Source organism: Streptomyces marokkonensis (genome assembly GCF_039539045.1).
GTDB lineage: Bacteria > Actinomycetota > Actinomycetes > Streptomycetales > Streptomycetaceae > Streptomyces > Streptomyces marokkonensis.
Genome location: NZ_BAABCQ010000006.1, coordinates 73,526 through 98,876, shown reverse-complemented (window position 1 = coordinate 98,876; position 25,351 = coordinate 73,526). Strand labels below are relative to the sequence as shown.

The 25,351-nt window shown below is 71.6% G+C and carries 18 protein-coding genes; 14 read left to right on the top strand and 4 right to left on the bottom strand.

Annotation, left to right across the window (positions count from 1 at the left end; translation table 11 throughout):
- The first annotated feature begins 193 nt into the window (after positions 1-193).
- Both smc and ABEA26_RS02835 read left to right on the top strand, forming a co-directional pair.
- On the top strand, positions 194-3,796 hold the full coding sequence (gene smc, locus ABEA26_RS02840) for a chromosome segregation protein SMC (protein ID WP_345588845.1): 3,603 nt from the start codon (positions 194-196) through the stop codon (positions 3,794-3,796).
- Between the two features lie 202 nt (positions 3,797-3,998).
- Entirely contained in the window at positions 3,999-5,417 is a 1,419-nt protein-coding gene (locus tag ABEA26_RS02835) for a sugar porter family MFS transporter (RefSeq protein WP_345588844.1), read from the top strand.
- A gap of 184 nt (positions 5,418-5,601) precedes the next feature.
- On the opposite strand, the gene ABEA26_RS02830 is transcribed toward ABEA26_RS02835, so the two are convergent.
- On the bottom strand, positions 5,602-7,056 hold the full coding sequence (locus tag ABEA26_RS02830; protein ID WP_345588843.1) for a cytosine permease: 1,455 nt from the start codon (positions 7,054-7,056) through the stop codon (positions 5,602-5,604).
- 378 nt (positions 7,057-7,434) lie between these two features.
- On the opposite strand from ABEA26_RS02830, the gene ftsY reads away from it, so the two are divergent.
- Complete coding sequence (gene ftsY, locus ABEA26_RS02825; protein ID WP_345588841.1) at positions 7,435-8,649, top strand: signal recognition particle-docking protein FtsY; 1,215 nt, start codon at positions 7,435-7,437, stop codon at positions 8,647-8,649.
- 138 nt (positions 8,650-8,787) lie between these two features.
- On the opposite strand, the gene ABEA26_RS02820 is transcribed toward ftsY, so the two are convergent.
- Positions 8,788-9,459: a bifunctional DNA primase/polymerase gene (locus tag ABEA26_RS02820; protein WP_345588839.1), complete on the bottom strand. Its 672-nt coding sequence runs from the start codon at positions 9,457-9,459 to the stop codon at positions 8,788-8,790.
- A gap of 444 nt (positions 9,460-9,903) precedes the next feature.
- On the opposite strand from ABEA26_RS02820, the gene nsdA reads away from it, so the two are divergent.
- The 6 genes from nsdA (at position 9,904) to ftsH (ending at position 19,815) form a co-directional block, all read left to right on the top strand.
- Positions 9,904-11,397: a transcriptional repressor NsdA gene (gene nsdA / locus ABEA26_RS02815; protein WP_345588837.1), complete on the top strand. Its 1,494-nt coding sequence runs from the start codon at positions 9,904-9,906 to the stop codon at positions 11,395-11,397.
- A 389-nt stretch (positions 11,398-11,786) separates the two neighbouring features.
- On the top strand, positions 11,787-13,133 hold the full coding sequence (locus tag ABEA26_RS02810; RefSeq protein ID WP_345588835.1) for an ammonium transporter: 1,347 nt from the start codon (positions 11,787-11,789) through the stop codon (positions 13,131-13,133).
- On the top strand, positions 13,130-13,468 hold the full coding sequence (locus tag ABEA26_RS02805) for a P-II family nitrogen regulator (protein ID WP_055421751.1): 339 nt from the start codon (positions 13,130-13,132) through the stop codon (positions 13,466-13,468). The genes ABEA26_RS02810 and ABEA26_RS02805 overlap by 4 nt, the downstream gene beginning before the upstream one ends.
- A 26-nt stretch (positions 13,469-13,494) precedes the next feature.
- Positions 13,495-15,981 carry a [protein-PII] uridylyltransferase gene (locus ABEA26_RS02800; protein ID WP_345588832.1) on the top strand — a complete coding sequence of 829 codons (2,487 nt, stop codon included), beginning with the start codon at positions 13,495-13,497 and terminating at the stop codon, positions 15,979-15,981.
- Positions 15,982-16,198: 217 nt separating this feature from the next.
- Positions 16,199-17,749 (top strand): signal recognition particle protein, encoded by a 1,551-nt coding sequence (ffh, locus tag ABEA26_RS02795; protein ID WP_345588830.1) that lies wholly within the window; start codon positions 16,199-16,201, stop codon positions 17,747-17,749.
- A 119-nt stretch (positions 17,750-17,868) separates the two neighbouring features.
- A complete protein-coding gene (gene ftsH / locus ABEA26_RS02790; RefSeq protein WP_345588828.1) occupies positions 17,869-19,815 on the top strand; it encodes an ATP-dependent zinc metalloprotease FtsH in 1,947 nt (648 codons plus the stop codon).
- Positions 19,816-19,824: 9 nt separating this feature from the next.
- Here the strand turns inward: ftsH and ABEA26_RS02785 are convergent, their stop codons facing one another.
- Both ABEA26_RS02785 and ABEA26_RS02780 read right to left on the bottom strand, forming a co-directional pair.
- Positions 19,825-20,424, bottom strand: a complete 600-nt coding sequence (locus tag ABEA26_RS02785) for a hypothetical protein (protein WP_345588826.1) — start codon at positions 20,422-20,424, stop codon at positions 19,825-19,827.
- 108 nt (positions 20,425-20,532) lie between these two features.
- A complete protein-coding gene (locus ABEA26_RS02780) occupies positions 20,533-21,468 on the bottom strand; it encodes an SAM-dependent methyltransferase (RefSeq protein ID WP_345588825.1) in 936 nt (311 codons plus the stop codon).
- A 670-nt stretch (positions 21,469-22,138) separates the two neighbouring features.
- Here ABEA26_RS02780 and ABEA26_RS02775 point away from each other — a divergent pair.
- From ABEA26_RS02775 to trmD, 5 genes are all read left to right on the top strand, one after another.
- Positions 22,139-22,735, top strand: a complete 597-nt coding sequence (locus tag ABEA26_RS02775; protein ID WP_279561947.1) for a hypothetical protein — start codon at positions 22,139-22,141, stop codon at positions 22,733-22,735.
- A gap of 233 nt (positions 22,736-22,968) precedes the next feature.
- Positions 22,969-23,388: a 30S ribosomal protein S16 gene (gene rpsP, locus ABEA26_RS02770; protein WP_345588821.1), complete on the top strand. Its 420-nt coding sequence runs from the start codon at positions 22,969-22,971 to the stop codon at positions 23,386-23,388.
- A 2-nt stretch (positions 23,389-23,390) separates the two neighbouring features.
- Entirely contained in the window at positions 23,391-23,630 is a 240-nt protein-coding gene (locus ABEA26_RS02765) for an RNA-binding protein (RefSeq protein ID WP_005479813.1), read from the top strand.
- 240 nt (positions 23,631-23,870) lie between these two features.
- Entirely contained in the window at positions 23,871-24,461 is a 591-nt protein-coding gene (gene rimM / locus ABEA26_RS02760; RefSeq protein WP_345588819.1) for a ribosome maturation factor RimM, read from the top strand.
- Positions 24,461-25,294, top strand: coding sequence for a tRNA (guanosine(37)-N1)-methyltransferase TrmD (trmD, locus tag ABEA26_RS02755; protein ID WP_345588817.1), 834 nt, complete (start codon positions 24,461-24,463; stop codon positions 25,292-25,294). The genes rimM and trmD overlap by 1 nt, the downstream gene beginning before the upstream one ends.
- Positions 25,295-25,351: the final 57 nt, after the last annotated feature.

Genomic DNA, 25,351 nt, shown 5'->3' with positions numbered 1-25,351 from the left:
CGCTTCGGCGTCCCTTCTTTCTTGCCCCCGCCTTCGCCCCGGGGTCGCCGCCCCGCCCGCTCCCGCCTTTTCCTCCCCCGCGCATCCTTTCACCCTCTTCAACGTCTGATGTGCCCTGCGCGTTCACCGGTGAAACCGCGGCGGTTCACCGGTTCATGGAGTGAGACAGCCGTGAAAGGTAGAGTCCGGCGGCGTGCACCTGAAGGCCCTGACCCTCCGCGGATTCAAGTCGTTCGCCTCGGCGACCACGCTCCGGTTCGAGCCCGGCATCACCTGCGTCGTCGGTCCGAACGGTTCGGGCAAGTCCAACGTCGTCGACGCGCTCAGCTGGGTCATGGGCGAACAGGGCGCCAAGTCGCTGCGCGGCGGCAAGATGGAGGACGTCATCTTCGCCGGCACCACCGGTCGCCCGCCGCTCGGCCGGGCCGAGGTGTCGCTGACCATCGACAATTCCGACGGGGCGCTGCCCATCGAGTACGCCGAGGTCACCATCACGCGGATCATGTTCCGCAACGGAGGCAGCGAGTACCAGCTCAACGGCGACACCTGCCGCCTCCTCGACATCCAGGAATTGCTCTCCGACTCCGGCATCGGCCGCGAGATGCACGTCATCGTCGGCCAGGGCCGGCTCGACTCCGTCCTGCACGCCGACCCGACGGGACGCCGCGCCTTCATCGAGGAGGCCGCCGGCGTCCTCAAGCACCGCAAGCGCAAGGAGAAGGCGCTCAGGAAACTGGACGCGATGCAGGCCAACCTCGCGCGCGTGCAGGACCTGACGGACGAACTGCGGCGCCGGCTGAAGCCGCTGGGGCGTCAGGCGACGGTGGCGAGGCGGGCCGCCGTCATCCAGGCCGACCTGCGGGACGCACGGCTGAGGCTCCTCGCCGACGACCTCGTACGGCTGCGCGAGGCGCTGCAGGCCGAGATCGCCGACGAGGCCGCGCTCAAGGAACGCAAGGACACCGCCGAGGCGGAGCTGGGCAGGGCGCTGCGTCGTGAGGCGGAGCTGGAGGACGAGGTGCGCCGGCTCACGCCGCGCCTTCAGCGGGCCCAGCAGACCTGGTACGAGCTGTCCCAGCTGGCCGAACGGGTGCGCGGCACGATCTCGCTGGCCGACGCGCGCGTGAAGAGCGCCAGCTCCGCGCCCCCCGAGGAGCGGCGCGGCCGCGATCCGGAGGAACTGGAGCGAGAGGCCGCCCGCGTCCGTGAACAGGAGGCCGAACTCGAAGCGGCTCTGGAGGCGGCCGAGCACGCTCTGGAGGACACGGTCGCCCACCGCGCCGACCTCGAACGCGAACTGGCTCTGGAGGATCGCCGTCTCAAGGACGTCGCCCGCGCCATCGCCGACCGCCGGGAGGGGCTGGCCCGGCTCAGCGGCCAGGTCGGCACGGCCCGCTCCCGCGCCGCCTCGGCCCAGGCCGAGATCGAGCGGCTGGCCGAGGCACGGGACGAGTCCCGGGAGAGGGCCGCCGCCGCGCAGGAGGAGTACGAGGCGCTTCAGGCCGAGGTCGACGGCCTCGACGCCGATGACCAGGAACTCGCCGAGCGGCACCAGGCCGCCAAGCGCGCACTGGCCGAGGCGGAGGCCGCCCTGAGCGCCGCCCGGGAGGCGGCCACCGCGGCGGAACGCGAGCGCGCGGCGACGCACGCCCGCCGCGAGGCCCTCGCGCTCGGGCTGCGCCGCAAGGACGGCACAGGCGCCCTGCTCGCCGCGAAGGACCGGCTCACCGGCCTGCTGGGTCCGGCCGCCGGGCTCCTCACCGTGACGCCCGGCCACGAGGTCGCCCTGGCAACCGCCTTCGGCGCCGCCGCCGACGCGCTCGCGGTGACCTCCCCGGCGGCCGCCGCCGACGCCATCCGCCTGCTGCGCAAGCAGGACGCCGGCCGGGCCGCCCTGCTGCTCGCGGGCGCCCCCGACGACGTGGTGCGGGAGCCACATGGTGACGCGACGCGGGAGTCGTGTGGCGAAGTGGCACGGGAGCCGCGCGGTGACGGGTCGCCGTACGCCGCCGACCTCGTCCGCGGGCCGGGAGACCTGATGCCCGCCGTCCGGCGGCTGCTGCGCGGGATCGTGGTCGTCGCCACCCTGGAGGACGCCGAGGACCTGGTCTACGCCCACCCGGAGCTGACCGCCGTCACCGCCGAGGGCGATCTGCTGGGCGCGCACTTCGCGCAGGGCGGCTCCGCCGGTGCGCCCAGCCTGCTGGAGGTGCAGGCGTCCGTGGACCGGGCCGCCGCCGAGCTGGCGGAACTGGGCGTGCGGTGCGAGGAGCTCGCGAAGGCACAGGACGCGGCCGTCGAGCGACGCCGGGAGTGCGCGGCGCTCGTCGAGGAGCTGGGGGAGCGGCGCCGGGCCGCCGACCGGGAGAAGTCGGCCGTGGCCCAGCAGCTGGGCCGGCTCGCGGGACAGGCCCGTGGCGCGGCGGGGGAGGCCGAGCGGTCCGCCGCCGCGGCGGCCCGGGCGCAGGAGGCGCTCGACAAGGCGCTGACGGACGTCGAGGAACTGGCGGAGCGGCTCGCCGTCGCCGAGGAGATGCCCGCCGAGGAGGAGCCCGACACCTCCGCCCGCGACCGGCTCGCCGCCGACGGCGCCAACGCCCGGCAGACCGAGATGGAGGCCCGCCTCCAGGTCCGTACCCACGAGGAGCGGGTCAAGGGCCTGGCCGGGCGGGCCGACTCCCTGGACCGGGCGGCCCGCGCGGAACGCGAGGCACGCGCGCGTGCCGAACAGCGGCGGGCCAGGATGCGGCACGAGGCGGCCGTGGCCGAGGCGGTCGCCGCCGGCGCCCGGCAACTGCTCGCGCACGTGGAGGTCTCCCTGACCCGCGCCGACGAGGAGCGCACCGCCGCCGAGGCCGTCAAAGCCCGGCGTGAGCAGGAGCTGACCGCCGCGCGCACCGCCGGGCGTGACCTCAAGGCCGAGCTCGACAAGTTGACGGATTCAGTCCACCGGGGCGAGGTACTCGGCGCCGAGAAGCGGCTGCGCATCGAGCAGCTGGAGACCAAGGCGCTGGAGGAACTCGGTGTGGAACCGGCGGGGCTCGCGGCCGAGTACGGCCCCCATCAAGAGGTGCCGCCCTCGCCCCCCGCCGAGGGCGAGGAGTTCCCGCACGACCCGGAGCACCCGCGCAACCGGCCGCGGCCCTTCGTACGCTCCGAACAGGAGAAGCGACTGAAGGCCGCCGAACGCGCCCACCAGCAGCTCGGCAAGGTCAACCCGCTGGCCCTGGAGGAGTTCGCGGCGCTGGAGGAACGGCACCAGTTCCTCAGCGAGCAGCTCGAGGACCTGAAGAAGACCCGCGCCGACCTGCTCCAGGTCGTCAAGGAGGTCGACGAGCGTGTGGAGCAGGTCTTCACCGAGGCCTTCCGGGACACCGCGCGGGAGTTCGAGGGCGTCTTCAGCCGGCTGTTCCCGGGCGGTGAGGGGCGGCTGGTGCTGACCGAGCCCGAGAACATGCTCACCACGGGCGTGGACGTGGAGGCCCGGCCGCCGGGCAAGAAGGTCAAGCGGCTCTCGCTGCTCTCCGGCGGGGAGCGCTCGCTGACCGCCGTGGCGATGCTGGTGTCGATCTTCAAGGCGCGGCCCAGCCCGTTCTACGTCATGGACGAGGTCGAGGCGGCGCTCGACGACAGCAACCTGCAGCGGCTGATCCGCCTCATGCAGGAGCTGCAGGAGGCCTCGCAGCTGATCGTCATCACGCACCAGAAGCGGACGATGGAGGTCGCCGACGCGCTGTACGGCGTGTCCATGCAGGGTGACGGCGTGTCGAAGGTCATCAGTCAGCGGCTGCGTTAGTACCGAGCACACCAGCTTCATTTCTTGAACACATAACCTCCTGTGTCGCCATCGCGCATCTTCAAACTCACATCTCTCGACCTATTGACTTCGACACTTGAAGACATAGTCTCTGCAACGTTGCTTTTGCCTTCAGGTTCCTTCGGTGGCACCTCGAAGGCGAACCACCCCGGCAGCGTTGCCGGTAGCCCGAGGAGTACACGTGGCCAGCACATCGCAGGCGCCCAGTTCAGGAGCCAGGACGGCTCATCCCGATCATCTCGGGCACGTCATCTTCATCGCGGCGGCGGCCGCCATGGGCGGTTTCCTGTTCGGCTACGACAGTTCCGTGATCAACGGCGCCGTCGAGGCCATCCGGGACCGTTACGACGTCGGCTCCGCGCTACTGGCCCAGGTCATCGCCATCGCGCTGATCGGCTGCGCCATCGGCGCCGCGACCGCCGGTCGCATCGCCGACCGCATCGGCCGCATCCGCTGCATGCAGATCGCGGCGGTCCTCTTCACCGTCAGCGCCATCGGCTCCGCACTGCCCTTCGCGCTGTGGGACCTCGCCATGTGGCGCGTCGTCGGCGGCTTCGCCATCGGCATGGCCTCGGTGATCGGCCCCGCCTACATCGCCGAGGTCTCCCCGCCCGCCTACCGCGGTCGGCTCGGCTCCTTCCAGCAGGCCGCGATCGTCGTTGGTATCGCGGTCTCGCAGCTGGTCAACTGGGGTCTGCTGAACGCCGCCGGCGGTGACCAGCGCGGTGAGCTGATGGGCCTGGAGGCCTGGCAGGTCATGCTCGGCGTCATGGTCGTCCCGGCCGTCCTCTACGGCCTGCTGTCCTTCGCCATCCCGGAGTCCCCGCGCTTCCTGGTCTCCGTCGGCAAGCACGAGCGCGCCAAGCAGATCCTCCAAGAGGTCGAGGGCAAGGACGTCGACTTCGACGCCCGCGTCGCCGAGATCGAGCACGCCATGCACCGCGAGGAGAAGTCCTCCTTCAAGGACCTGCTCGGCGGCAGCTTCCTCTTCAAGCCGATCGTCTGGATCGGTATCGGCCTCTCGGTCTTCCAGCAGTTCGTCGGCATCAACGTCGCGTTCTACTACTCCTCGACGCTGTGGCAGTCGGTCGGCGTCGATCCGACGCAGTCGTTCTTCTACTCGTTCACGACGTCGATCATCAACATCGTCGGCACCGTGATCGCGATGATCTTCGTGGACCGCGTCGGCCGCAAGCCGCTCGCTCTCGTCGGCTCGGTCGGCATGGTGATCAGCCTGGCGCTGGAGGCCTGGGCGTTCTCCTTCGACCTGGTCGACGGCAAACTCCCGGCGACGCAGGGCTGGGTCGCCCTGATCGCCGCCCACCTGTTCGTCCTCTTCTTCGCCCTGTCCTGGGGTGTGGTCGTCTGGGTCTTCCTCGGCGAGATGTTCCCGAACCGGCTCCGCGCCGCGGCCCTGGGTGTGGCCGCAGCCGCGCAGTGGATCGCCAACTGGGCCATCACTGCGAGCTTCCCGTCGCTGGCCGAGTGGAACCTCTCCGGTACCTACGTGATCTACACGATCTTCGCCGCGCTCTCCATCCCCTTCGTCCTGAAGTTCGTGAAGGAGACGAAGGGCAAGGCCCTGGAGGAGATGGGCTGACCGCCCCACCCCCGAACCCGGGGAGAAGGGCCAAGTCCCCGCCGCCCCTCTCCCCGTACCGTCCGCCGCCGCCCCCGATCCCGGCTCACCGCCCGGAACGGGGGCGGCGGTGTCGTACGTCCGGGACCGGGCGGCGGCTCACCGGATGACGACACTCCGGAAGGGGACGCGTCGGCCGCGTACGTCAGACGGTCGCGGCCTCGGGCCGATCGGGCCGGCCCGAGGCAGCCGCCGCGGGAACGACCACGGCGGGCTTCGGCAGCACCGCGTACAGCAGACCGGAGATCACGACCGTGGCCACCCAGCCGAGGCCGTACTCGCCGACGACGTTGTTCGCGGCGAGGGGGCCGGTGAACCAGTCGGACGTCGTGAACATCAGGCCCGCGGCCAGCCCCACCGCCCACGCGGCGACGGCGGCGGGGGAGAAGCCCCCGCGGTACCAGTAGGCGCTGGTGCGGCCGGTGTCGGCGAGGGCCTCGCCGTCGTACTCCCTGCGGCGCAGCATGTCCGCTCCGAAGACGCCGACCCAGGCGGAGAAGGCGACCGCGAGCAGCGAAAGGAAGGCGATGAAGGAGCCCATGAAGCTGGTCGCCACCAGCATCAGCACCCCGCCGAAGACCAGCGAGATCACGGCGTTGACCGAGACCGCCCAGTGCCGCGGGACCTTGATGCCCAGGGTCTGCGCGGTGAAGCCGGCCGAGTACATCGACATCGAGTTGATCAGCAGCATGCCGATCAGCGCGATCAGCAGGTACGGCACCGCGATCCAGGTCGGCAGGATCTCGCCGAGGAAGGAGACCGGGTCGGCGGCCGAGGCCAGGTCCGGCGTGGAGACGGCCATGACCATACCCATCAGGACCATGGGCAGTACGACGATGCCGGCGCCGCCGATCGTCACGCCCACGATCCCCTTCGAGGAAGCCGTGCGCGGCAGGTACCGGGTGAAGTCCGGGGCGGACGGGATCCAGCTGACACCGCCGGCCGCGATCAGACCGACACCGGTGATCATCGCCGCCACGGAGCCGGCGGATCGGTCGAAGACCGCCGACCAGTCGGTGTCGACGACCAGGTAGCCGAGGACCAGCACCGAGAAGGCGCCGAAGAGGTACGCCGCGTACTTGTTGCACTTCTGCACGGCGTTGATCCCCAGCCCGGAGATCGCGAACGTCGCCACGACGAAGGCGAACAGCGTCACCATGTCCAGCATGCTGTTGGCCCGGATGCCGAACACGATGTCCAGTACGGTGAGCAGCGCGTAGGCGCCGGTCACCGCGTTGATCGTCTCCCAGCCCCAGCGGGCGACCCAGATCAGCGAACCCGGCAGCAGATTGCCCCGCTGGCCGAAGACCGCCCGGGACAGCGCCATCCCGGGCGCGCCCCCGCGCTTGCCCGCGATGCCGATCAGCCCGACCAGGCCGTACGACACGACCGGCGCGGCGGCCGCGACGACGAGCGCCTGCCAGAAGTTGAGCCGGTAGGCCACGACGAGGCTCGCGCCCATCGTGAGCAGCAGCACGCTGATGTTGGCACCGACCCAGGTCGGGAAAAGGTCGCGGGTCCGGGCGGTGCGCTCCTGATCGGGCACCTGCTCGATGCCGCGGGTTTCCAGGGCGCCTTCGGTCTCGGCGGTCTTGCTCATGCGGGGGTCCGTGCCTCGATCGTGGGGAGAAGAGGGGGGCGGTCGGGACTCTACGCGCGTTGACGTGGCCTCCTCCATCGTACTTTGATCCGACTCCTTCCTTCCAGGGGCCTTTGTCCTTTGGAGGAAGCCACAGTGACGCGAAAGGCGTGGGCACGGCTCACCGCATGAGCCATGCCACGCCTTGGGTGTGCCTCGCCCCCCTCGGCCCAGTCCTCCGTGCATCAAGCGCGCGCTGATACCGGACGGGTTGTGACTCCGCTCGAACGGGCTTCCCGCCGGCCATGAGCCAGGCAGCGGGCCGGCCCGGCCCGGAGGCACGCCTGCGCCGCCGACCAACGAAGGGCCGGGACAGGGGTCACGCATACTGGAGCCGTTATGGAAATCGTCATCCTTGCTGTAGTCATCGCCGTGGTCGTGATCGGCGCGCTCGGCGGGCTGATCGTGGGCAGTCGCCGTAAGAAGCAGCTGCCTCCGCCGCCTCCCGCCACGCCCGACATCACCGCCCCTCCGGCCGAGCCGCACGTCGGCGAAGAGGCCGAGACACCGCGCGACGAACCGCGCCGGACGATAGAGGAGGTCGACCTTCCGGACGGCGGCACCGCTGCCGCCACCGTCGAGGAGCCGCCCGTCGTCGAAGAGCTCGAGATCCCGCAGATCGAGGTTCCCGAGCCCACCGCCGGCCGTCTGGTCCGGCTCCGTGCCCGCCTCTCCCGCTCGCAGAACGCCCTCGGCAAGGGCCTGCTCACCCTGCTCTCCCGGGAGCATCTCGACGAGGACACCTGGGAGGAGATCGAGGACACGCTGCTCACCGCCGACGTCGGCGTGCAGCCCACCCAGGAACTGGTCGACCGGCTCCGCGAGCGGGTGAAGGTGCTCGGCACCCGCACCCCCGACGAGCTGCGGACCCTGCTGCGCGAGGAGCTGATCACGCTCCTCGACCCCGACATGGACCGCGAGGTCAAGACCGAGCCGGCGAACACCAGGCCCGGCATCGTGATGGTCGTCGGCGTCAACGGCACCGGCAAGACCACCACCACCGGCAAGCTCGCCCGCGTCCTGGTCGCCGACGGCCGCAGCGTCGTCCTCGGTGCCGCCGACACCTTCCGTGCCGCGGCCGCCGACCAGCTGCAGACCTGGGGCGAGCGCGTCGGCGCCCACACCGTGCGCGGCCCGGAGGGCGGCGACCCGGCCTCCGTGGCCTTCGACGCGGTCAAGGAGGGCAAGGAGATGGGCTCGGACGTCGTGCTCATCGACACTGCCGGCCGCCTGCACACGAAGACCGGTCTCATGGACGAGCTCGGCAAGGTCAAGCGCGTCGTGGAGAAGCACGCGCCGTTGGACGAGGTGCTGCTCGTCCTCGACGCCACCACCGGTCAGAACGGCCTGATCCAGGCCCGGGTCTTCGCCGAGGTCGTCGACATCAGCGGCATCGTGCTCACCAAGCTGGACGGTACGGCCAAGGGCGGCATCGTGGTCGCCGTGCAGCGTGAGCTGGGCGTGCCGGTCAAGCTGATCGGACTCGGCGAGGGCGCGGACGACCTGGCGCCGTTCGAGCCCGCGGCGTTCGTGGACGCCCTCATCGGCGAGTGACGCCACCGCGCGTACCGCGGTGCGCGCACCGTCGGAACGCGAACACGCGCGGAACGCGCGAAAGAGCGCCCGCCTCCCGTGACCGGGGGACGGGCGCTTCGCCGTGCCCGGCCGGGCGGGCGCCGGTCGCCGCCGGCGCTATGTCCGCGACCGGTGGGCCACGTACGCCAGTGTCCCCAGCAGCAGCCGTGCCGTCGGCGGCCTGGTCGCCGAGTCGAGGGCCGGCGGACGCAGCCAGCGCACCGGGCCCAGGCCGCCGCGGTCGCAGGGCGGGGCCGTGATGTACGTACCGGGGCCGAGGCCGCGCAGGTCCAGGGCGGACGGGTCGTCCCAGCCCAGGCGGTAGAGCAGCCGGGGCAGCTCGGCGGCGGCGCCGGGGGCGACGAAGAAATGGGCGCGGCCCTGCGGGGTCGCCGTGACCGGGCCGAGCGGGATGCCCATGCGCTCCAGCCGGGCCAGTGCCCGCAGCCCCGCGGGCTCGGCCACCTCGATGACGTCGAAGGACCGCCCGACCGGCAGCATCGCGGCAGCGCCGGGGACCTGGGCCCAGGCCTCGCCGGCCTCGTCCAGCGTGGCGCCCGCGGGCACCTCGGGTGCGAGATCCAGTGGATGCGCGCCCGGCGCCGGACAGTCGCGTCGGCCGCAGGAGCAGGCGCCCGCGGCGGCCCGGGCCCCCGGCACCACGGCCCAGCCCCACAGCCCGGTGAACTCGGCCACCATGGTGCACGCCGACGCGCGGCCCCGACGACGTGTGCCGGGCCGGGTGTCGCGCGTGCCCCGACTGCTGCCGATGCCGATCGTGAAGCCCATGCCCCCTCCAACGGGTCCGACGCAGCGGCGGTTACGCAGCGGACGTGCGACGTGACTCTCTGCTTGCAACTCCCCAGTCCGGCGCGGTTCACGCGGCGTCCGGAAGCGCATCGGGTGGTGCGCTCGACCGCGCACGCCCCGGTATGCACCGTTGCGCCGACTCACGGTCGGCTTATGTCAAGTGAATCGTGTGCGGGCCACTGGGGGTTCACCCGAAGGGGTGGCGAATGGTGGCGATTCCGCGATCGCCATGGCTGGACCGTGATCACGGGATTACTTTGTGTGCATGGAGCCTTGGGGCACATGCACTCGCGGGTATGCCGGAGGCAACTCGGCTTTCCGTTCGAAGGGCGGCATCCGCCGGACGGACGACTGTCATCACCGGCAGTCTGATAGGGCTTGGCGCACTCGGCGACAGGTGGTCTCAGGGATGGGGGCGTTCCAGTGAGTGGCAACGGCGGAAGCGGTACGAGCGCGGGAAGCGCGTCGTCCGCCGAAAAGCGCCCCAACGAGCTGCTCACCTCCTGGTTCGCCCGCAGCGGCTGGTCCAAGGGCGAGCTGGCCCGCCAGGTCAACCGCCGGGCACGCCAGCTGGGCGCCAACCACATCTCCACGGACACCTCACGCGTGCGCCGCTGGCTCGACGGCGAGAACCCGCGCGAGCCGATCCCGCGGATCCTGTCCGAGCTGTTCTCCGAGCGCTTCGGCGTCGTCGTCTCCGTCGAGGACCTGGGCCTGCGCTCCACCCGCCCGACACCGTCCGCGACCGGCGTCGACCTGCCCTGGACGGGCCCGCAGACCGTGGCCCTGCTCAGCGAGTTCTCGCGCAGCGACCTGATGCTCGCGCGGCGCGGCTTCCTCGGGAGCTCGCTGGCCCTCTCGGCGGGCCCGTCCCTCATCGAGCCCATGCAGCGCTGGCTCGTCCCCGCGCCCCCGGCCACCGCGTCCGGACGCGAGCCCGCGCCCACCACGCGCGCGCGTGGTCGCCTGTCCGGGCCGGAGCTGGACCTGCTGGAGTCCACTGCCGTGATGTTCCGCCGCTGGGACGCCCAGTGCGGTGGCGGCCTGCGCCGCAAGGCGGTGGTCGGCCAGCTGCACGAGGTGACCGACCTCCTGCAGGAGCCCCAGACGGACGCCACCCGGTCAAAGCTGTTCCAGGTCGCCGCCGAACTCGCCGAGCTGGCCGGCTGGATGTCGTACGACGTGGGACTCCAGCCCACCGCTCAGAAGTACTTCGTCCTCGCCCTGCACGCCGCCAAGGAAGCCGGCGACCGGCCGCTCGGCTCGTACATCCTCTCCAGCATGAGCCGCCAGATGATCCACCTCGGCCGGCCCGACGACGCCCTGGAGCTGATCCACCTCGCGCAGTACGGCAGCCGGGACTGCGCGAGCCCCCGCACCCAGTCGATGCTGTACGCGATGGAGGCCCGCGCCTACGCGAACATGGGCCAGCCAGGCCGCTGCAAACGGGCGGTGCGCATGGCCGAGGACACCTTCGCCGAAGCCGACGATTGGGACGAGCCGGACCCCGACTGGATCCGCTTCTTCTCCGAGGCCGAGTTGCACGGGGAGAACAGCCATTCCTTCCGGGACCTCGCCTACGTCGCCGGCCGCAGTCCCGCCTACGCCTCGCTGGCCGAGCCGCTGATGCGCCGCGCGGTGGAGCTGTTCGCCAAGGACGACGAACACCAGCGCTCCTACGCGCTGAACCTGATCGGCATGGCCACCGTGCACCTGCTGCGCCGCGAACCCGAGGAGAGTACCGGCCTGGCCGTCGAGGCCATGAGAATCGCCAAGAAGGTCCGCTCCGAACGAGTCAACACCCGCATCCGCAAGACCGTCGACACGGCCGTACGCGATTTCGGCGACCTCGGTGAGGTCGTCGACCTCACCGAACGGCTCGCCGTCGAACTGCCGGAGACCGCCGAAGCGGTCTGACCCCCACCAGCCCCGGCCGCGGCCGGCCCTCCCGAACTGCCCGACTCGGCTCCCCCATGCCAGGTCACTCGGAGGCCGCCGCGGCCGGCCCCCCTTGTGCGCCTAAGCCGGCGCCGCTCTCGCGGACCTGGTTGCTCGCCGTAGGGGTTGCTCAATTGATGGTTGCGGCGGTCGTCGGGAAGGCCGCGTCGCGATATCGGTGACCTGGCCCGCGACCCGGTAGTTCATCGACGCGTAACACGCACGGCGCCTTCGTCACGGCGGCGAAACAACGAGGGGCGTCCACCGAAACCGCGCTGCGCCAATCTCATGGCGCATAACCGGCCCACCCCTCACAGCCCGCTCAGGCTTCGCCCGCACGGGGCCGTACCAACGACGAGGAGACGCCGATGGCTCCAGCCATCACGCTCGCCGCAGAGACGGAGCTCTCTGCCGCCAACACGGGCTTCATGCTCATCTGCTCCGCCCTCGTGATGCTCATGACCCCGGCCCTGGCCTTCTTCTACGGAGGCATGGTCCGCGTCAAGAGCACCCTGAACATGCTGATGATGAGCTTCATCAGCCTCGGTATCGTCACCGTCCTGTGGGTGCTGTACGGCTTCTCCATGGCGTTCGGCACCGACACCGGCAGCCTCGTCGGCTGGAACTCCGACTGGATCGGGCTCAGCGACATCGGCCTGACCGAGCTGTGGGACGGATACACCATCCCCGTCTTCGTCTTCCTGGTCTTCCAGCTGATGTTCGCCGTCCTCACGCCCGCCCTGATCAGCGGCGCCCTCGCGGACCGGGTGAAGTTCACGGCCTGGGCGCTGTTCGTCGCCCTGTGGGCCACGATCGTCTACTTCCCGGTCGCCCACTGGGTGTGGGGCGCGGGCGGCTGGGCCTTCGAACTCGGTGTCATCGACTTCGCCGGCGGTACGGCCGTGCACATCAACGCCGGTGCCGCCGCGCTCGGCGTGATCCTGGTCATCGGCAAGCGGGTCGGCTTCAAGAAGGACCCGATGCGTCCGCACAGCCTGCCGCTGGTCATGCTCGGCGCGGGCCTGCTGTGGTTCGGCTGGTTCGGCTTCAACGCCGGCTCCTGGCTCGGCAACGACGACGGCGTCGGCGCGCTGATGTTCGTCAACACCCAGGTCGCCACCGGCGCGGCCGTCCTCGGCTGGCTCGCCTACGAGAAGATCCGCCACGGCGCCTTCACCACACTGGGCGCCGCCTCCGGAGCCGTCTCCGGCCTGGTCGCCATCACCCCGGCGGGCGGCGCGGTCTCCCCGCTCGGCGCGATCGCCGTCGGCGTCGTCGCCGGTGTGCTCTGCGCCATGGCGGTCGGCCTGAAGTACCGGTTCGGCTACGACGACTCCCTCGACGTCGTCGGCGTCCACCTCGTCGGCGGCGTCCTCGGCTCCCTGCTCGTCGGCTTCCTCGCCACCGGCAAGGGCCAGTCCGACGTCGAGGGCCTCTTCTACGGCGGCGGCCTGGACCAGTTCTGGAAGCAGTGCGCCGGTGTCCTCGGTGTCTTCGCCTACTCCCTGATCGTCTCCGCCCTTCTCGCCCTCGTCCTGCACAGGACGATCGGCATGCGGGTGCCGGAGGACGACGAGGTGGCCGGCATCGACCAGGCCGAGCACGCCGAGACCGCGTACGACTTCAGCGGCGCCGGTGGCGGCGCCGCCCGGACGACCGCCGCGCCGGCCACCTCCACGGCCGCGCCGGCCCAGAGCAAGAAGGTGGACGCATGAAACTCATCACCGCCGTCGTCAAGCCGCACCGGCTCGACGAGATCAAGGAGGCCCTCCAGGCCTTCGGAATCCACGGCCTGACCGTCACCGAGGCCAGCGGCTACGGCCGCCAGCGCGGCCACACCGAGGTCTACCGGGGCGCCGAGTACACCGTCGACCTGGTGCCCAAGATCCGCATCGAGGTGCTGGTCGAGGACGACGACGCCGAGCAGCTGATCGAGGTCGTGGTCAAGGCGGCCCGCACCGGCAAGATCGGCGACGGCAAGGTCTGGTCCGTCCCGGTCGACACGGCCGTACGGGTCCGGACCGGCGAACGCGGTCCCGACGCCCTCTGACACGACGGACGAACAGGAGTCGCCGGGTGACGAGTACGGACGTGACGAAAGAAGCGGAGGACTCCGGACCCGGCGGCTACGCGGCGGCCCGGCTGCGCCTCCTCACCGAGCGGGCGCGGTCCGGGCCGCCGCGCCGTACGGCCCTCGCCGGACTGACGGACGACTGGCTGTCGGGCCTCTTCACCGCGGCCGGCGCCCCGCCCCGGGGCGTCTGTCTGATCGCCGTCGGCGGTTACGGACGCGGCGAGCTGTCCCCGCGCAGCGACCTGGACCTGCTCCTGCTGCACGACGGCAGCGACGACAAGGCGGTCGCCGCCCTCGCCGACCGCCTCTGGTACCCCGTCTGGGACCTCGGCCTCGCCCTCGACCACTCCGTCCGCACACCGGCCCAGGCCCGCAAGACCGCGGGCGAGGACCTGAAAGTCCAACTCGGCCTCCTGGACGCCCGCCATCTCGCCGGCGACCTGGGACTGACCGCCGCACTGCGCACCACCGTCCTCGCCGACTGGCGCAACCAGGCACCCGGACGCCTCCCCGAACTCCAGGAACTCTGCGCCGAGCGCGCCGAACGCCAGGGCGAACTCCAGTACCTGCTGGAACCCGACCTCAAGGAGGCCCGGGGCGGCCTGCGCGACGCCACCGCCCTGCGTGCCGTCGCCGCCTCCTGGCTGGCCGACGCCCCGCGCGAGGGCCTCGCCGACGCCCGGCGCCGATTGCTCGACGTACGCGACGCACTCCACCTGGCCACCGGCCGGGCGACCGACCGGCTGGCGTTGCAGGAGCAGGACCAGGTGGCGGCCGAGCTGGGCCTGCTGGACGCCGACACACTGCTGCGGCAGGTGTACGAGGCGGCGCGCGTCATCTCGTACGCGGGCGACGTCACCTGGCGCGAGGTGGGGCGCGTACTGCGGGCGCGTTCCGCGCGGCCGAGGCTGCGCGCCCTGCTGGGCGGCGGCGGGAAACCGGTCGCCGAGCGCTCACCGCTCGCCGAGGGCGTCGTCGAGCAGGACGGCGAAGTGGTGCTCGCCCGTACCGCGCGCCCCGAACGCGACCCCGTGCTCCCGCTGCGGGCCGCGGCCGCCGCCGCGCAGGCCGGACTCCCGCTCTCCCCGCACGCCGTACGGCGCCTGGCCACCTCCGTACGCCCGCTGCCCGCGCGCTGGCCGGCCGAGGCACGGGAACAGCTGGTGACCCTGCTGGGCTCGGGCCGGCCCACCGTGGAGGTCTGGGAGGCGTTGGAGGCCGAGGGGCTGATCACCCGGCTCCTGCCCGACTGGGAACGGGTGCGCTGCCGCCCGCAGCGCAACGCCGTCCACCTGTGGACCGTCGACCGGCACCTGATCGAGACCGCCGTGCGCGCCTCCGGGTTCACCCGCCGCGTCCACCGGCCCGACCTGCTCCTGATCGCCGCGCTGCTGCACGACATCGGCAAGGGATGGCCGGGAGACCACTCCCTGGTCGGTGAGACCATCGCCAGGGACGTGGCCGCCCGCATCGGCTTCGACCGCGCGGACGGGAGCGTCCTCGCCACCCTCGTACGCCACCACCTGCTGCTCGTCGAGACGGCCACCCGGCGCGACCTCGACGACCCGGCCACCGTGCGCTCGGTCGCCGAGGCGGTCGGCACGGAACACACCCTGGAGCTGCTGCACGCCCTGACCGAGGCGGACGCGCTGGCCACCGGGCCGGCCGCCTGGTCGTCCTGGCGCGGCTCCCTCGTCGCCGATCTGGTGAAACGGGTCTCGGCGGTGCTCGCGGGGGGCCGGCTGGAGGAACCCGAGGCCGCCGCGCCCACCGCGGAGCAGGAACGGCTCGCCGTCGAGGCCTTCCGTACGGGCCAACCGGTGCTGGCACTGCGCACGCAGACCGAGCCGCCCACCGGTCGGGAGCGGGCCTCGGACGCGTGGCACGCCGCGGTCCTGGAGCGGGCCGCCGATCCGGAGCCGCTCGGCGTGGAGCTGCTGATCGCCGTACCCGACCAGGCGGGCGTACTCCCGGCGGTGGCCGGGGTCCTGGCCATGCACCGGCTGACCGTCCGCACCGCCGAACTGCGGTCCCTTCCGCTGCCGGACGGCGTCGAGGGCTCGGTCCTGCTGCTGGACTGGCGGGTCGCCGCCGAGTACGGCTCCCTGCCTCAGGCCACCCGTCTGCGCGCCGACCTGGTCCGGACCCTGGACGGCACCCTGGACGTCGCCGGCCGGCTCACCGAACGGGACGCCGCCTACCCACGGCGCAGGGGCGTGGAGCCGCCGCCGCCCCGCGTGACGGTCGCGCCGGCCGCGTCCCGGCTGGCCACGGTGATCGAGGTCCGCGCCCAGGACGCGCCGGGTCTGCTGTTCCGACTCGGGCGGGCGCTGGAGCGGGCGGGGGTGCGGGTGCGAAGTGCGCATGTCAGCACGTTGGGGGCGAACGCGGTGGACGCCTTCTACGTGACGGGAGGCGAGGGCGCGCCGTTGCCGGGCGATGAGGCGGCGGCTGCGGTCCGGGAGCTGGAGGAGTCGCTGCGGGCATGACCTCATGGGCGCCTGGTGCGTTCAGCCGGGTGCGCTCCCCGCCGCAGCGGGGATGTTCCAGATGTCGTCCGGCGAGACAGCCTCGCTGATGTGCTCCCCGCCGCTGCGGGGACCTGACCCTGTCCGCTCTCTCCAGCGGGCAGGGACTATTTGCTTGCCGGGCCGGATACCCTGGAGGGCGACCCACACCAACGCCGACGCGAGGACCTACGCCGCCGTGTTCGATACTCTCTCCGACCGCCTGTCAGCCACCTTTAAATCCCTCCGGGGCAAAGGAAGGCTGACCGAGGCGGACATCGACGCCACGGCCCGCGAGATCCGCATCGCGCTCCTCGAGGCCGACGTGGCCCTGCCCGTCGTGCGTGCCTTCATCAAGAAGGTCAAGGAACGCTCCCTGGGCGCCGAGGTCTCCAAGGCACTCAACCCCGCGCAGCAGATCGTCAAGATCGTCAACGAGGAGCTGGTAGGCATCCTCGGCGGCGAGACCCGCCGCCTGCGCTTCGCCAAGCAGCCGCCGACCGTGATCATGCTGGCCGGTCTCCAGGGTGCCGGTAAGACCACCCTCGCGGGCAAGCTGGGCCGGTGGCTCAAGGAGCAGGGCCACTCGCCGCTCCTGGTCGCCTGTGACCTCCAGCGCCCCAACGCCGTCAACCAGCTGAGCGTCGTCGCCGAGCGCGCCGGCGTCGCGGTCTACGCGCCCGAACCGGGCAACGGCGTCGGTGACCCGGTCAAGGTCGCCAAGGACTCCATCGAGTTCGCCAAGGCCAAGGTCCACGACCTGGTCATCGTCGACACCGCCGGCCGCCTGGGCATCGACCAGGAGCTGATGCAGCAGGCCGCGGACATCCGCGACGCCGTCTCCCCGGACGAGATCCTCTTCGTCGTCGACGCGATGATCGGCCAGGACGCCGTCAACACGGCCGAGGCCTTCCGCGACGGCGTCGGCTTCGACGGCGTGGTGCTCTCCAAGCTCGACGGCGACGCCCGCGGTGGTGCGGCCCTGTCGATCGCGTCCGTGACCGGCAAGCCGATCATGTTCGCGTCCAACGGCGAGAAGCTCACGGACTTCGACGCCTTCCACCCTGACCGGATGGCCTCCCGCATCCTCGACATGGGTGACCTGCTCACCCTGATCGAGCAGGCGGAGAAGACGTTCAGCCAGGAAGAAGCCGAGGCGATGGCCTCCAAGCTGGCGTCCAAGAAGGGCCAGGACTTCACCCTGGACGACTTCCTGGCCCAGATGGAGCAGGTCCGGAAGATGGGCTCGATCAGCAAGCTGCTCGGCATGCTGCCGGGCATGGGCCAGATGAAGGACCAGATCAACAACCTCGACGAGCGCGACGTCGACCGCACCGCCGCCATCATCAAGTCGATGACCCCGGCCGAGCGCCAGGAGCCGACACTCATCAACGGCTCGCGCCGCGCCCGTATCGCCAAGGGCTCCGGCGTCGACGTCAGCGCGGTCAAGTCGCTCGTGGAGCGGTTCTTCGAGGCCCGCAAGATGATGTCCCGCATGGCCCAGGGCGGCGGCATGCCGGGGATGCCGGGCGTCCCGGGCATGGGCGGCGGACCCGGCCGGCAGAAGAAGCAACAGAAGAAGACCAAGGGCAAGCAGCGCTCCGGCAACCCGATGAAGCGCAAGCAGCAGGAGCAGGAGGAGGCCGCCCGCCGCGCCGCAGCCGCGCAGAACGGGGGCGCCTTCGGACTGCCCCAGCAGGGCGACCAGAACTTCGAGCTGCCGGACGAGTTCAAGAAGTTCATGGGCTGACCGCCCGACCGGTTCGCGGGACAGGACCGTACGGCGCTGGGGGCGCCCCTCACCCGAGGGGCGCCCCCAGCGCCGTACACCCACATGCCGGGACGGCGTTCCTGGCGTAACGTCCGGATATGGCCAATCCGTCCCCGCCGCGCAAGGCCCCCGAGCCGCCCTGGCGCACCGAGGGCACGCCCGACGAGCCCCCCAAGCCGCCGCCCGGCGGCAGAAGGCCGCGCGGCGGATGGTGGAACCTGGTCCTGGCCGCGCTGATCGTCTTCCTCATCGCCAACCTCGTGCTCTCCTTCTTCAACGAGGGCGACGAGCCGACCATCTCCTACACGGAGTTCAGCAAACAGGTCGACGAGGGCAACGTCAGCAAGATCTACGCCAAGGGCGACGCGATCCAGGGCCAGCTGAAGAAGGCCCGGGACAATCCGGAGGGTGACGGGACCTACACCAAGTTCATGACCGAGCGGCCGACCTTCGCGGACGACCAGCTCTGGAACGACCTGACCGAGCACAACGTCACCGTCACGGCCGAGCCGGTCGTCCAGCAGCGCAGTCTCCTGGTCAATCTGCTGATCTCGCTGGCGCCGATGCTGCTCCTGGTGGTGCTGTGGGTCGTCATCGCGCGGCGTATGCGGGGCGCCCTGGGAGGCGGGGCGGGCGGCATGCTCGGCCGCAAGGCGCCGCCCAAGCCGGTCGAGCTGGAAGTCGGCGAGCCGCGCACCACGTTCGCCGACGTGGCCGGGATCGACGAGGTGGAGGGCGAGCTCAGCGACGTCGTCGACTTTCTGAAGAACCCCGACGCCTACCGCCGCATGGGCGCCAAGATGCCCCGCGGCGTCCTGCTGTCCGGCCCGCCCGGCACCGGAAAGACCCTCCTCGCGCGCGCGGTCGCCGGCGAGGCGGGCGTGCCGTTCTTCTCCGCGTCCGCGTCCGAGTTCATCGAGATGATCGTGGGCGTGGGCGCCTCCCGGGTGCGGGAGCTGTTCGCCGAGGCCCGGAAGGTGGCGCCGTCGATCATCTTCATCGACGAGATCGACACCATCGGCCGGGCCCGTGGCGGTGGCTCCGGGATGGGAGGTCACGACGAGCGCGAACAGACGCTGAACCAGATCCTCACGGAGATGGACGGCTTCTCCGGTGCCGAGGGCGTGATCGTCATCGCCGCCACCAACCGTGCCGACATCCTGGACCCGGCGCTGACCCGCCCCGGCCGTTTCGACCGGGTGGTCGACGTCTCGCCGCCGGACCGGGCCGGCCGGAAGGCGATCCTGGAGATCCACACCCGCGAGATCCCGCTCGCCCCGGACGTGGACCTGGCCCAGGTCGCCCGTACGACCCCGGGCATGACCGGCGCCGAACTCGCCAACCTCGCCAACGAGGCGGCGCTGCTCGCGGTCAAGCGCAAACAGGTCCGGGTGACCCAGGCCAACCTCTCCGAGGCCATGGAGAAGGTCCAGCTGGGGGCCGAACGCCCGCTGGTGATGCCCGAGGAGGAGCGCCGGCGCACCGCCTACCACGAGAGCGGGCACGCCCTGCTGGGCATGCTGCGGCCTGGCGCCGACCCCGTTCGCAAGATCACGATCGTGCCGCGGGGGCGGGCGCTCGGGGTGACGTTGTCGACGCCGGACGCGGACAAGTACGCGTACACGGAGGAGTACCTGCGCGGCCGGATCATCGGCGCGCTCGGCGGCATGGCGGCCGAGCAGGTGGTCTACGACGTGATCACCACCGGCTCGGAGAGCGACCTGGAACAGGTCACCCGGATCGCGCGCGGCATGGTCGGCCGCTGGGGCATGAGCGAGCGGGTCGGCCGGCTCTCCGCCCTCCCCGGCGACGCCCAGCAGGCCTACGGGCCGGCCGCCGCCCCGGGGACCCTCGACGCCATCGACGGGGAGATGCGGCGGGTCGTCGACGAGTGCTACGAGGAGGCCGTCCGCAAGCTGACCGACCACCGGGGGCAGCTCGACGCGCTGGCCGAGGCGCTGCTGGCGAACGAGACGCTGGAGGAGGCGGACGCGTACCGGATCGCCGGGATCACCCGGCTGACGAAGAACGGCCGGGAGACGTGAGGACCGTCCCTACTTCCGCGGGTACTTCCAGACGTAGGGCTCGCCGTCCTCCTCCTCCCACTGCACCTCCACGCTCGTGGCGTCCGCGGGGATCAGGTACGTCTCACAGAAGACGTGGCTCTCGCCCTGCTTCCAGCTCCGCACGTCGTACGGGTCCTCGCAGCCCGGGGCGTCGCCCGGGGCGCCGCCTACCAGGACGCCGCCGCGCTGCCCGTCGGCGAAGACCGTGGTGCCGTCGTGCACGTCGGAGCCCTCGGTGAGGGCCGGGCCGCCCTTGTGGGTGTACTTGACGTGCGCGACGGCCGGTACCCTGCCCTCGGCGTCCGCCGCGTCCGCCACCGCCCTCGCGGCCTCCGCCTCCGTGCCGACCTCCACCTTCTGTGCCACGACGTCGTAGGTGACCTCTCCGGGGCCCTCCACGACCTTTCCCGTCGCGCTCTCGCCCGTCGCCAGGTTGCCGCCCGAGGCCGCCCGGGAGGGAGAGGCGGACACCTCGGGGCTCGCCGGGCCCTTCGCGGCGGTATCGTCTCCGCCCCCGCACGCGGTGAGGGCCAGGACGAGGACGGCGACGGGCGCGGCGAGACGCAGCGCGGTCTTGTGGTGCGGCACTACAGGGCTCCCGTGCGCAGATGTGTCTGTCCCCCGAACGGTGGATCAGCGTAGAGGCCCAGGATCCACTGGGGAATAACCCCGCACCCACCCGATCGGAACCGGTCGTCAGGGAAGACGGGCGATCAGGTACCGGAACACGTTCGGCATCCACACGGTCCCGTCCGGCCGCTGGTGCGGATGCAGGGCCTCCGACAGCTCTTTGCCGACCTGTTCCTGGTCGGTCGCCGCGATGGCCGCGTCGAACAGCCCGGTCGACAGCAGCCCGCGCACCGCGCTGCCGGCGTCGGCGTATCCGAAGGGGCACGCCACTCGTCCCGAACCGTCCGGCGTGAGTCCGGCCCGCTGGGCGACCTCCTCCAGGTCGTCGCGCAGGGCGGGGCGCCAGCTGCCCGCGCCACGCAGCGGGTCCGCGAGTTTGGTGGCCACCCGCAGCACCGATGTCGTGGCACACCGCTCCGGCGGGCCCCACCCGGCCAGCACCACGGCGGCCCCGCGGCGGGCGAGCGGCGTCGCCTGGGCGAGCAGCTCACCCAGCCCCTCCGAGTCGCCCGCGAGGCACCCGATGGGCTCGAAGGCGGTCACCAGGTCGAAGACCGGGTCCGGCGGGTCGGCCGAGTCCCGGGGCGTACCTTCGAGGACCCGCGCGCCGTCTCCCCGAGCGCCGTCCGCCCGTACGCCGTCCCCCAGCGCGCGCGTGCCCCGCGCGTCGGGCGACACGGGACCGCCGGGCGACACGGGACCGCCGGGCACTTCGGGAAGCAGCCGCTGCCGCGCCAGGGTCAGGCGCTCCGGGAAGCGGGAGTCGACACCGGTCACCGCGGCGCCGCGCGAGGCGGCCATCAGCAGGGCCAGCCCGGAACCGCAGCCCAGCCCCAGCATCCGTGTGCCGCCGCCCACGTCCAGTCGCTCGTAGACCGCCTCGTAGAGCGGTACGAGCATCCGCTCCTGTATCTCGGACCAGTCACGCGCGCGTGCACTTGGGTCCACCCGAGGCGTCGCCCCCGAGTGAGATGAGTGCTGCCGCACGAGCGTAGGTGTCATAGGAAAGCGCCCCAATCGCCGAGTGTTGCCGCTGTGCCCGTTTCCGTGGCCCCCGTGCAGTGCGCTCGTACTTCCCCCGTATGCCAGGAAACTCCGGGCTCGCCGTGGCGTCCAGTGGTAGCGGCGGCCGGTTTGCCCGATCCCCGCCCCAGTGGCGAGATTTCACTTCCCGGCAACGTGGGCCTGGCCGCGTGGTACTTCCGGTAGCCCCGTCCCGACCCCTTCGGTGGATGGCCTGATCGCGCCGCTCGGTGATGACAGCGGGTGGCGGTGGCGCCGCCGAGGCGGTTCTGGCCAAGGTCGGGGAGCCCGGTGGCGGGCCCCCGGGGGCGGGGGCCGACCGGGGGCGGGGCGGTGCCGCACGCCGGCGGCACACCCGGTAACGTCGCACCCGTCGACGCGCCCGATCGGGTGGCGTACTTCCGGGGAGACGGCGACCGAAACGCCCCTTGCGCACCCGCCGGTCACACGCCTCCCGCGCGTGGACAAGGTCTACGCGCCGGCGCGTACGTCGGACTACGCACCAGCTTGGTACGAGCTGTGAGGCTTCTCCGCAGATCAGCGCACCCGCCCTCGTCGGGACGCATCAGCGGCAACTGACGGGTACGTGCAAATTATTTGGGATGCCCCGGAATAGGAACACAGCGGCACTCAGGCTCGTTGTCATTACGTGAGCACGACACCACCTGTTCTCGCCGCAGAGCTGGCGCAGGCGTGGGCCGACATTCAGCGGCACCACACCGAGCTGCCCGATCTTGCCGCGCCCGAGTCCCTGATCGGAGAGTCGTCGTCCGCCTGCGGGCACGAGCTCTCCTTCGAGCGACTGCTCCATGAGGCAGTCCACGGCATCGCTGCCGCGCGTGGAGTACGCGACACCTCCCGCGCGGGGCGCTACCACAACCGACGATTCCTCGCGATCGCCGAGGAGCTGGGCCTCGACCACCCCGAGGAGCCGCATCCGAGCAGCGGCTTCTCGCTGGTCACGCTCACTCCCGAGGCGAAGCGCCGCTACCGCCCGACGATGGAACGCCTTCAGCGCGCGCTGAAGGCCCACACCGCAGCGACCGCGACCGACTCCGTCCGGAGTTTCCGCGGCCCGGCCGCCCGGCACGGCTCCTCCGGGGGAGGGGTGCGCGTGAAGGCGGTGTGCGACTGCGGACGCAACGTACGGGTCGTTCCCTCGGTCCTGGCCCAGGCTCCGATCATGTGCGGCGGCTGCGGCAAGCCGTTCCGGATTCCGGAGGTGGTCGGCGCGGCGGCGAGCTGACGGTCCGGCTGCTCGTGGCAGCCGGACCCGGGCGGGGTGCCCTCGGTCCGCCTCCGGTCCGCCCTCGGTCCGAAGGGCCCGCCCGCGTGTGGCACAATGGCTAGCTGTACTCGACAGTCGCACAGGACCCCTCTCTCCTCCGGCTGACGCGTCCATCGGGCACTCGGGTACCGCAACCCCACGCGGCTCTCCCGCCGTGCCCAATCACGTCAAAACCAGGAGAACCCACTCCAGTGGCAGTCAAGATCAAGCTGAAGCGTCTGGGCAAGATCCGTTCGCCTCACTACCGCATCGTCGTCGCCGACTCCCGTACCCGCCGTGACGGCCGGGCCATCGAGGAGATCGGCAAGTACCACCCGACGTACAACCCGTCGGTGATGGAGGTCGACGCCGAGCGTGTCGCGTACTGGCTGCGTGTCGGCGCCCAGCCGACCGAGCCCGTGCTCGCCATCCTGAAGAAGACCGGCGACTGGCAGAAGTTCAAGGGCGAGCCCGCCCCGGCACCGCTGCTGCAGCCGGCCGAGAAGTCGGCCCGTCCGTCCTTCGAGGCGATCGGTGGCGACGACGCGGGCAAGGGTGAGGCGATCACCCAGAAGAAGAAGGCCGACAAGAAGGACGAGGCTGCCGCCGAGTCCGAGTCGACCGAGGCCTGAGCATGCTCGAGGAGGCTCTCGAGCACCTCGTGAAGGGCATCGTCGACAATCCTGACGATGTGCAGGTCGCCTCGCGCGACCTGCGTCGCGGGCGTGTGCTCGAGGTCCGGGTCCACCCGGACGACCTCGGCAAGGTGATCGGTCGCAACGGCCGCACCGCACGCGCTCTGCGCACCGTCGTGGGCGCCATCGGCGGCCGTGGTGTCCGCGTCGACCTCGTCGACGTGGACCACGTCCGCTGACGCCAAACGCAGCACCGGCTCGGGCCGGGGAGGGCCACTGGGCCGTCCCCGGCCCGTAGTCGTACAGCCGTGACCGTAGGCGTATGCGCGGGGAGCCGGCGCGGTATGTGTCGTGAGCGCGCGTCGCGTGCGTCGTGAACCGGCGTCGTGTGTGCGTCATGACCGGCGTCGTACGTGCCATGACCGGCGTCGTACGTGCCATGACCGGCTCGTCGTAGTTCCGACAGGAGATCAAGCACAGTGCAGTTGGTAGTCGCGCGTATCGGCCGCGCCCACGGAATCAAGGGCGAGGTGACCGTCGAGGTCCGCACCGACGAGCCGGAGCTGCGGCTCGGGCCCGGTGCCGTACTGGCCACCGACCCCGCCTCCACCGGGCCGCTCACCATCGAAACCGGCCGGGTCCACAGCGGCCGTCTCCTGCTGCGCTTCGCCGGTGTCCACGACCGCACCGGAGCCGAGGCGCTGCGCAACACCCTCCTGATCGCCGACGTCGACCCGGACGAACGTCCCGAGGACGACGACGAGTACTACGACCACCAGCTGATCGACCTCGACGTGGTGACCAAGGACGGTGACGAGGTCGGCCGGATCACCGAGATCTCCCACCTGCCCACGCAGGACCTCTTCGTGGTGGAGCGTCCCGACGGCAGCGAGGTCTACGTGCCGTTCGTGTCGGAGATCGTCACCGAGATCGACCTGGACGAGCAGCGCGCGGTCATCGACCCGCCGCCCGGCCTGATCGACGACCGTGCCGAGATCGCCTCCGCGCGGGACGCCGCGGCGGACTCCTCGGCGGACGCACCCGCGGGCTCTTCGGAGGACGAGGCGTGATGCGGCTCGACGTCGTCACGATCTTCCCCGAGTACCTCGAACCGCTGAACGTCTCCCTCGTCGGCAAGGCACGCGCGCGTGGACAGCTGAACGTCCACGTGCACGACCTGCGCTCCTGGACCTACGACCGGCACAACACCGTCGACGACACGCCCTACGGCGGCGGCCCCGGCATGGTCATGAAGACCGAGCCGTGGGGCGACGCACTGGACTCCGTCCTGGCCGACGGCTACGAGACGGGCTCCGGCGAGCCCGTCCTCATCGTGCCCACGCCCAGCGGCCGGCCCTTCACCCAGGAACTCGCCGTCCACCTCTCCGAGCGGCCCTGGCTGGTCTTCACGCCCGCCCGCTACGAGGGCATCGACCGCCGTGTCATCGACGAGTACGCGACCCGGATGCCCGTGTACGAGGTGTCCATCGGCGACTACGTCCTGGCCGGCGGCGAGGCGGCCGTACTCGTCGTCACCGAGGCCGTGGCGCGGCTGCTGCCGGGCGTCCTCGGCAACGCCGAGTCCCACCGGGACGACTCCTTCGCCCCCGGCGTCATGGCCAACCTGCTGGAGGGCCCCGTCCACACCAAGCCGCCGCAGTGGCGCGGCCGTGGCATCCCCGACGTGCTGCTCAGCGGCCACCACGGGAAGATCGCCCGCTGGCGCCGCGACGAGGCCCTGCGGCGCACGACGGCGAACCGGCCCGACCTGATCGAGCGGTGCGACCCCAAGGTCTTCGACAAGAAGGACCGGGAGATGCTCTCCATCCTGGGTTGGGAACCCGACCCGGAGGGGGAGCCGTACGGCCGGTTTTGGCGTAGGACGCCGGGCGTGGAACAATAGGGCGCTGTTGTGCGTCCGTCCGGAGCGCGCCCCTGCCACAGGGGGACACGACGCCCG

Excerpts from the sequence above, each read along its gene's own strand:
- ABEA26_RS02780 (WP_345588825.1), bottom strand. The coding sequence starts at position 21,468 with ATGACACCTACGCTCGTGCGGCAGCACTCATCTCACTCGGGGGCGACG.
- ABEA26_RS02765 (WP_005479813.1), top strand. The coding sequence starts at position 23,391 with ATGCTCGAGGAGGCTCTCGAGCACCTCGTGAAGGGCATCGTCGACAAT.
- ftsH (WP_345588828.1), top strand. The coding sequence starts at position 17,869 with ATGGCCAATCCGTCCCCGCCGCGCAAGGCCCCCGAGCCGCCCTGGCGC.
- ABEA26_RS02830 (WP_345588843.1), bottom strand. The coding sequence starts at position 7,056 with ATGAGCAAGACCGCCGAGACCGAAGGCGCCCTGGAAACCCGCGGCATC.
- ftsY (WP_345588841.1), top strand. The coding sequence starts at position 7,435 with ATGGAAATCGTCATCCTTGCTGTAGTCATCGCCGTGGTCGTGATCGGC.
- ABEA26_RS02820 (WP_345588839.1), bottom strand. The coding sequence starts at position 9,459 with ATGGGCTTCACGATCGGCATCGGCAGCAGTCGGGGCACGCGCGACACC.
- ABEA26_RS02805 (WP_055421751.1), top strand. The coding sequence starts at position 13,130 with ATGAAACTCATCACCGCCGTCGTCAAGCCGCACCGGCTCGACGAGATC.
- trmD (WP_345588817.1), top strand. The coding sequence starts at position 24,461 with ATGCGGCTCGACGTCGTCACGATCTTCCCCGAGTACCTCGAACCGCTG.
- ABEA26_RS02810 (WP_345588835.1), top strand. The coding sequence starts at position 11,787 with ATGGCTCCAGCCATCACGCTCGCCGCAGAGACGGAGCTCTCTGCCGCC.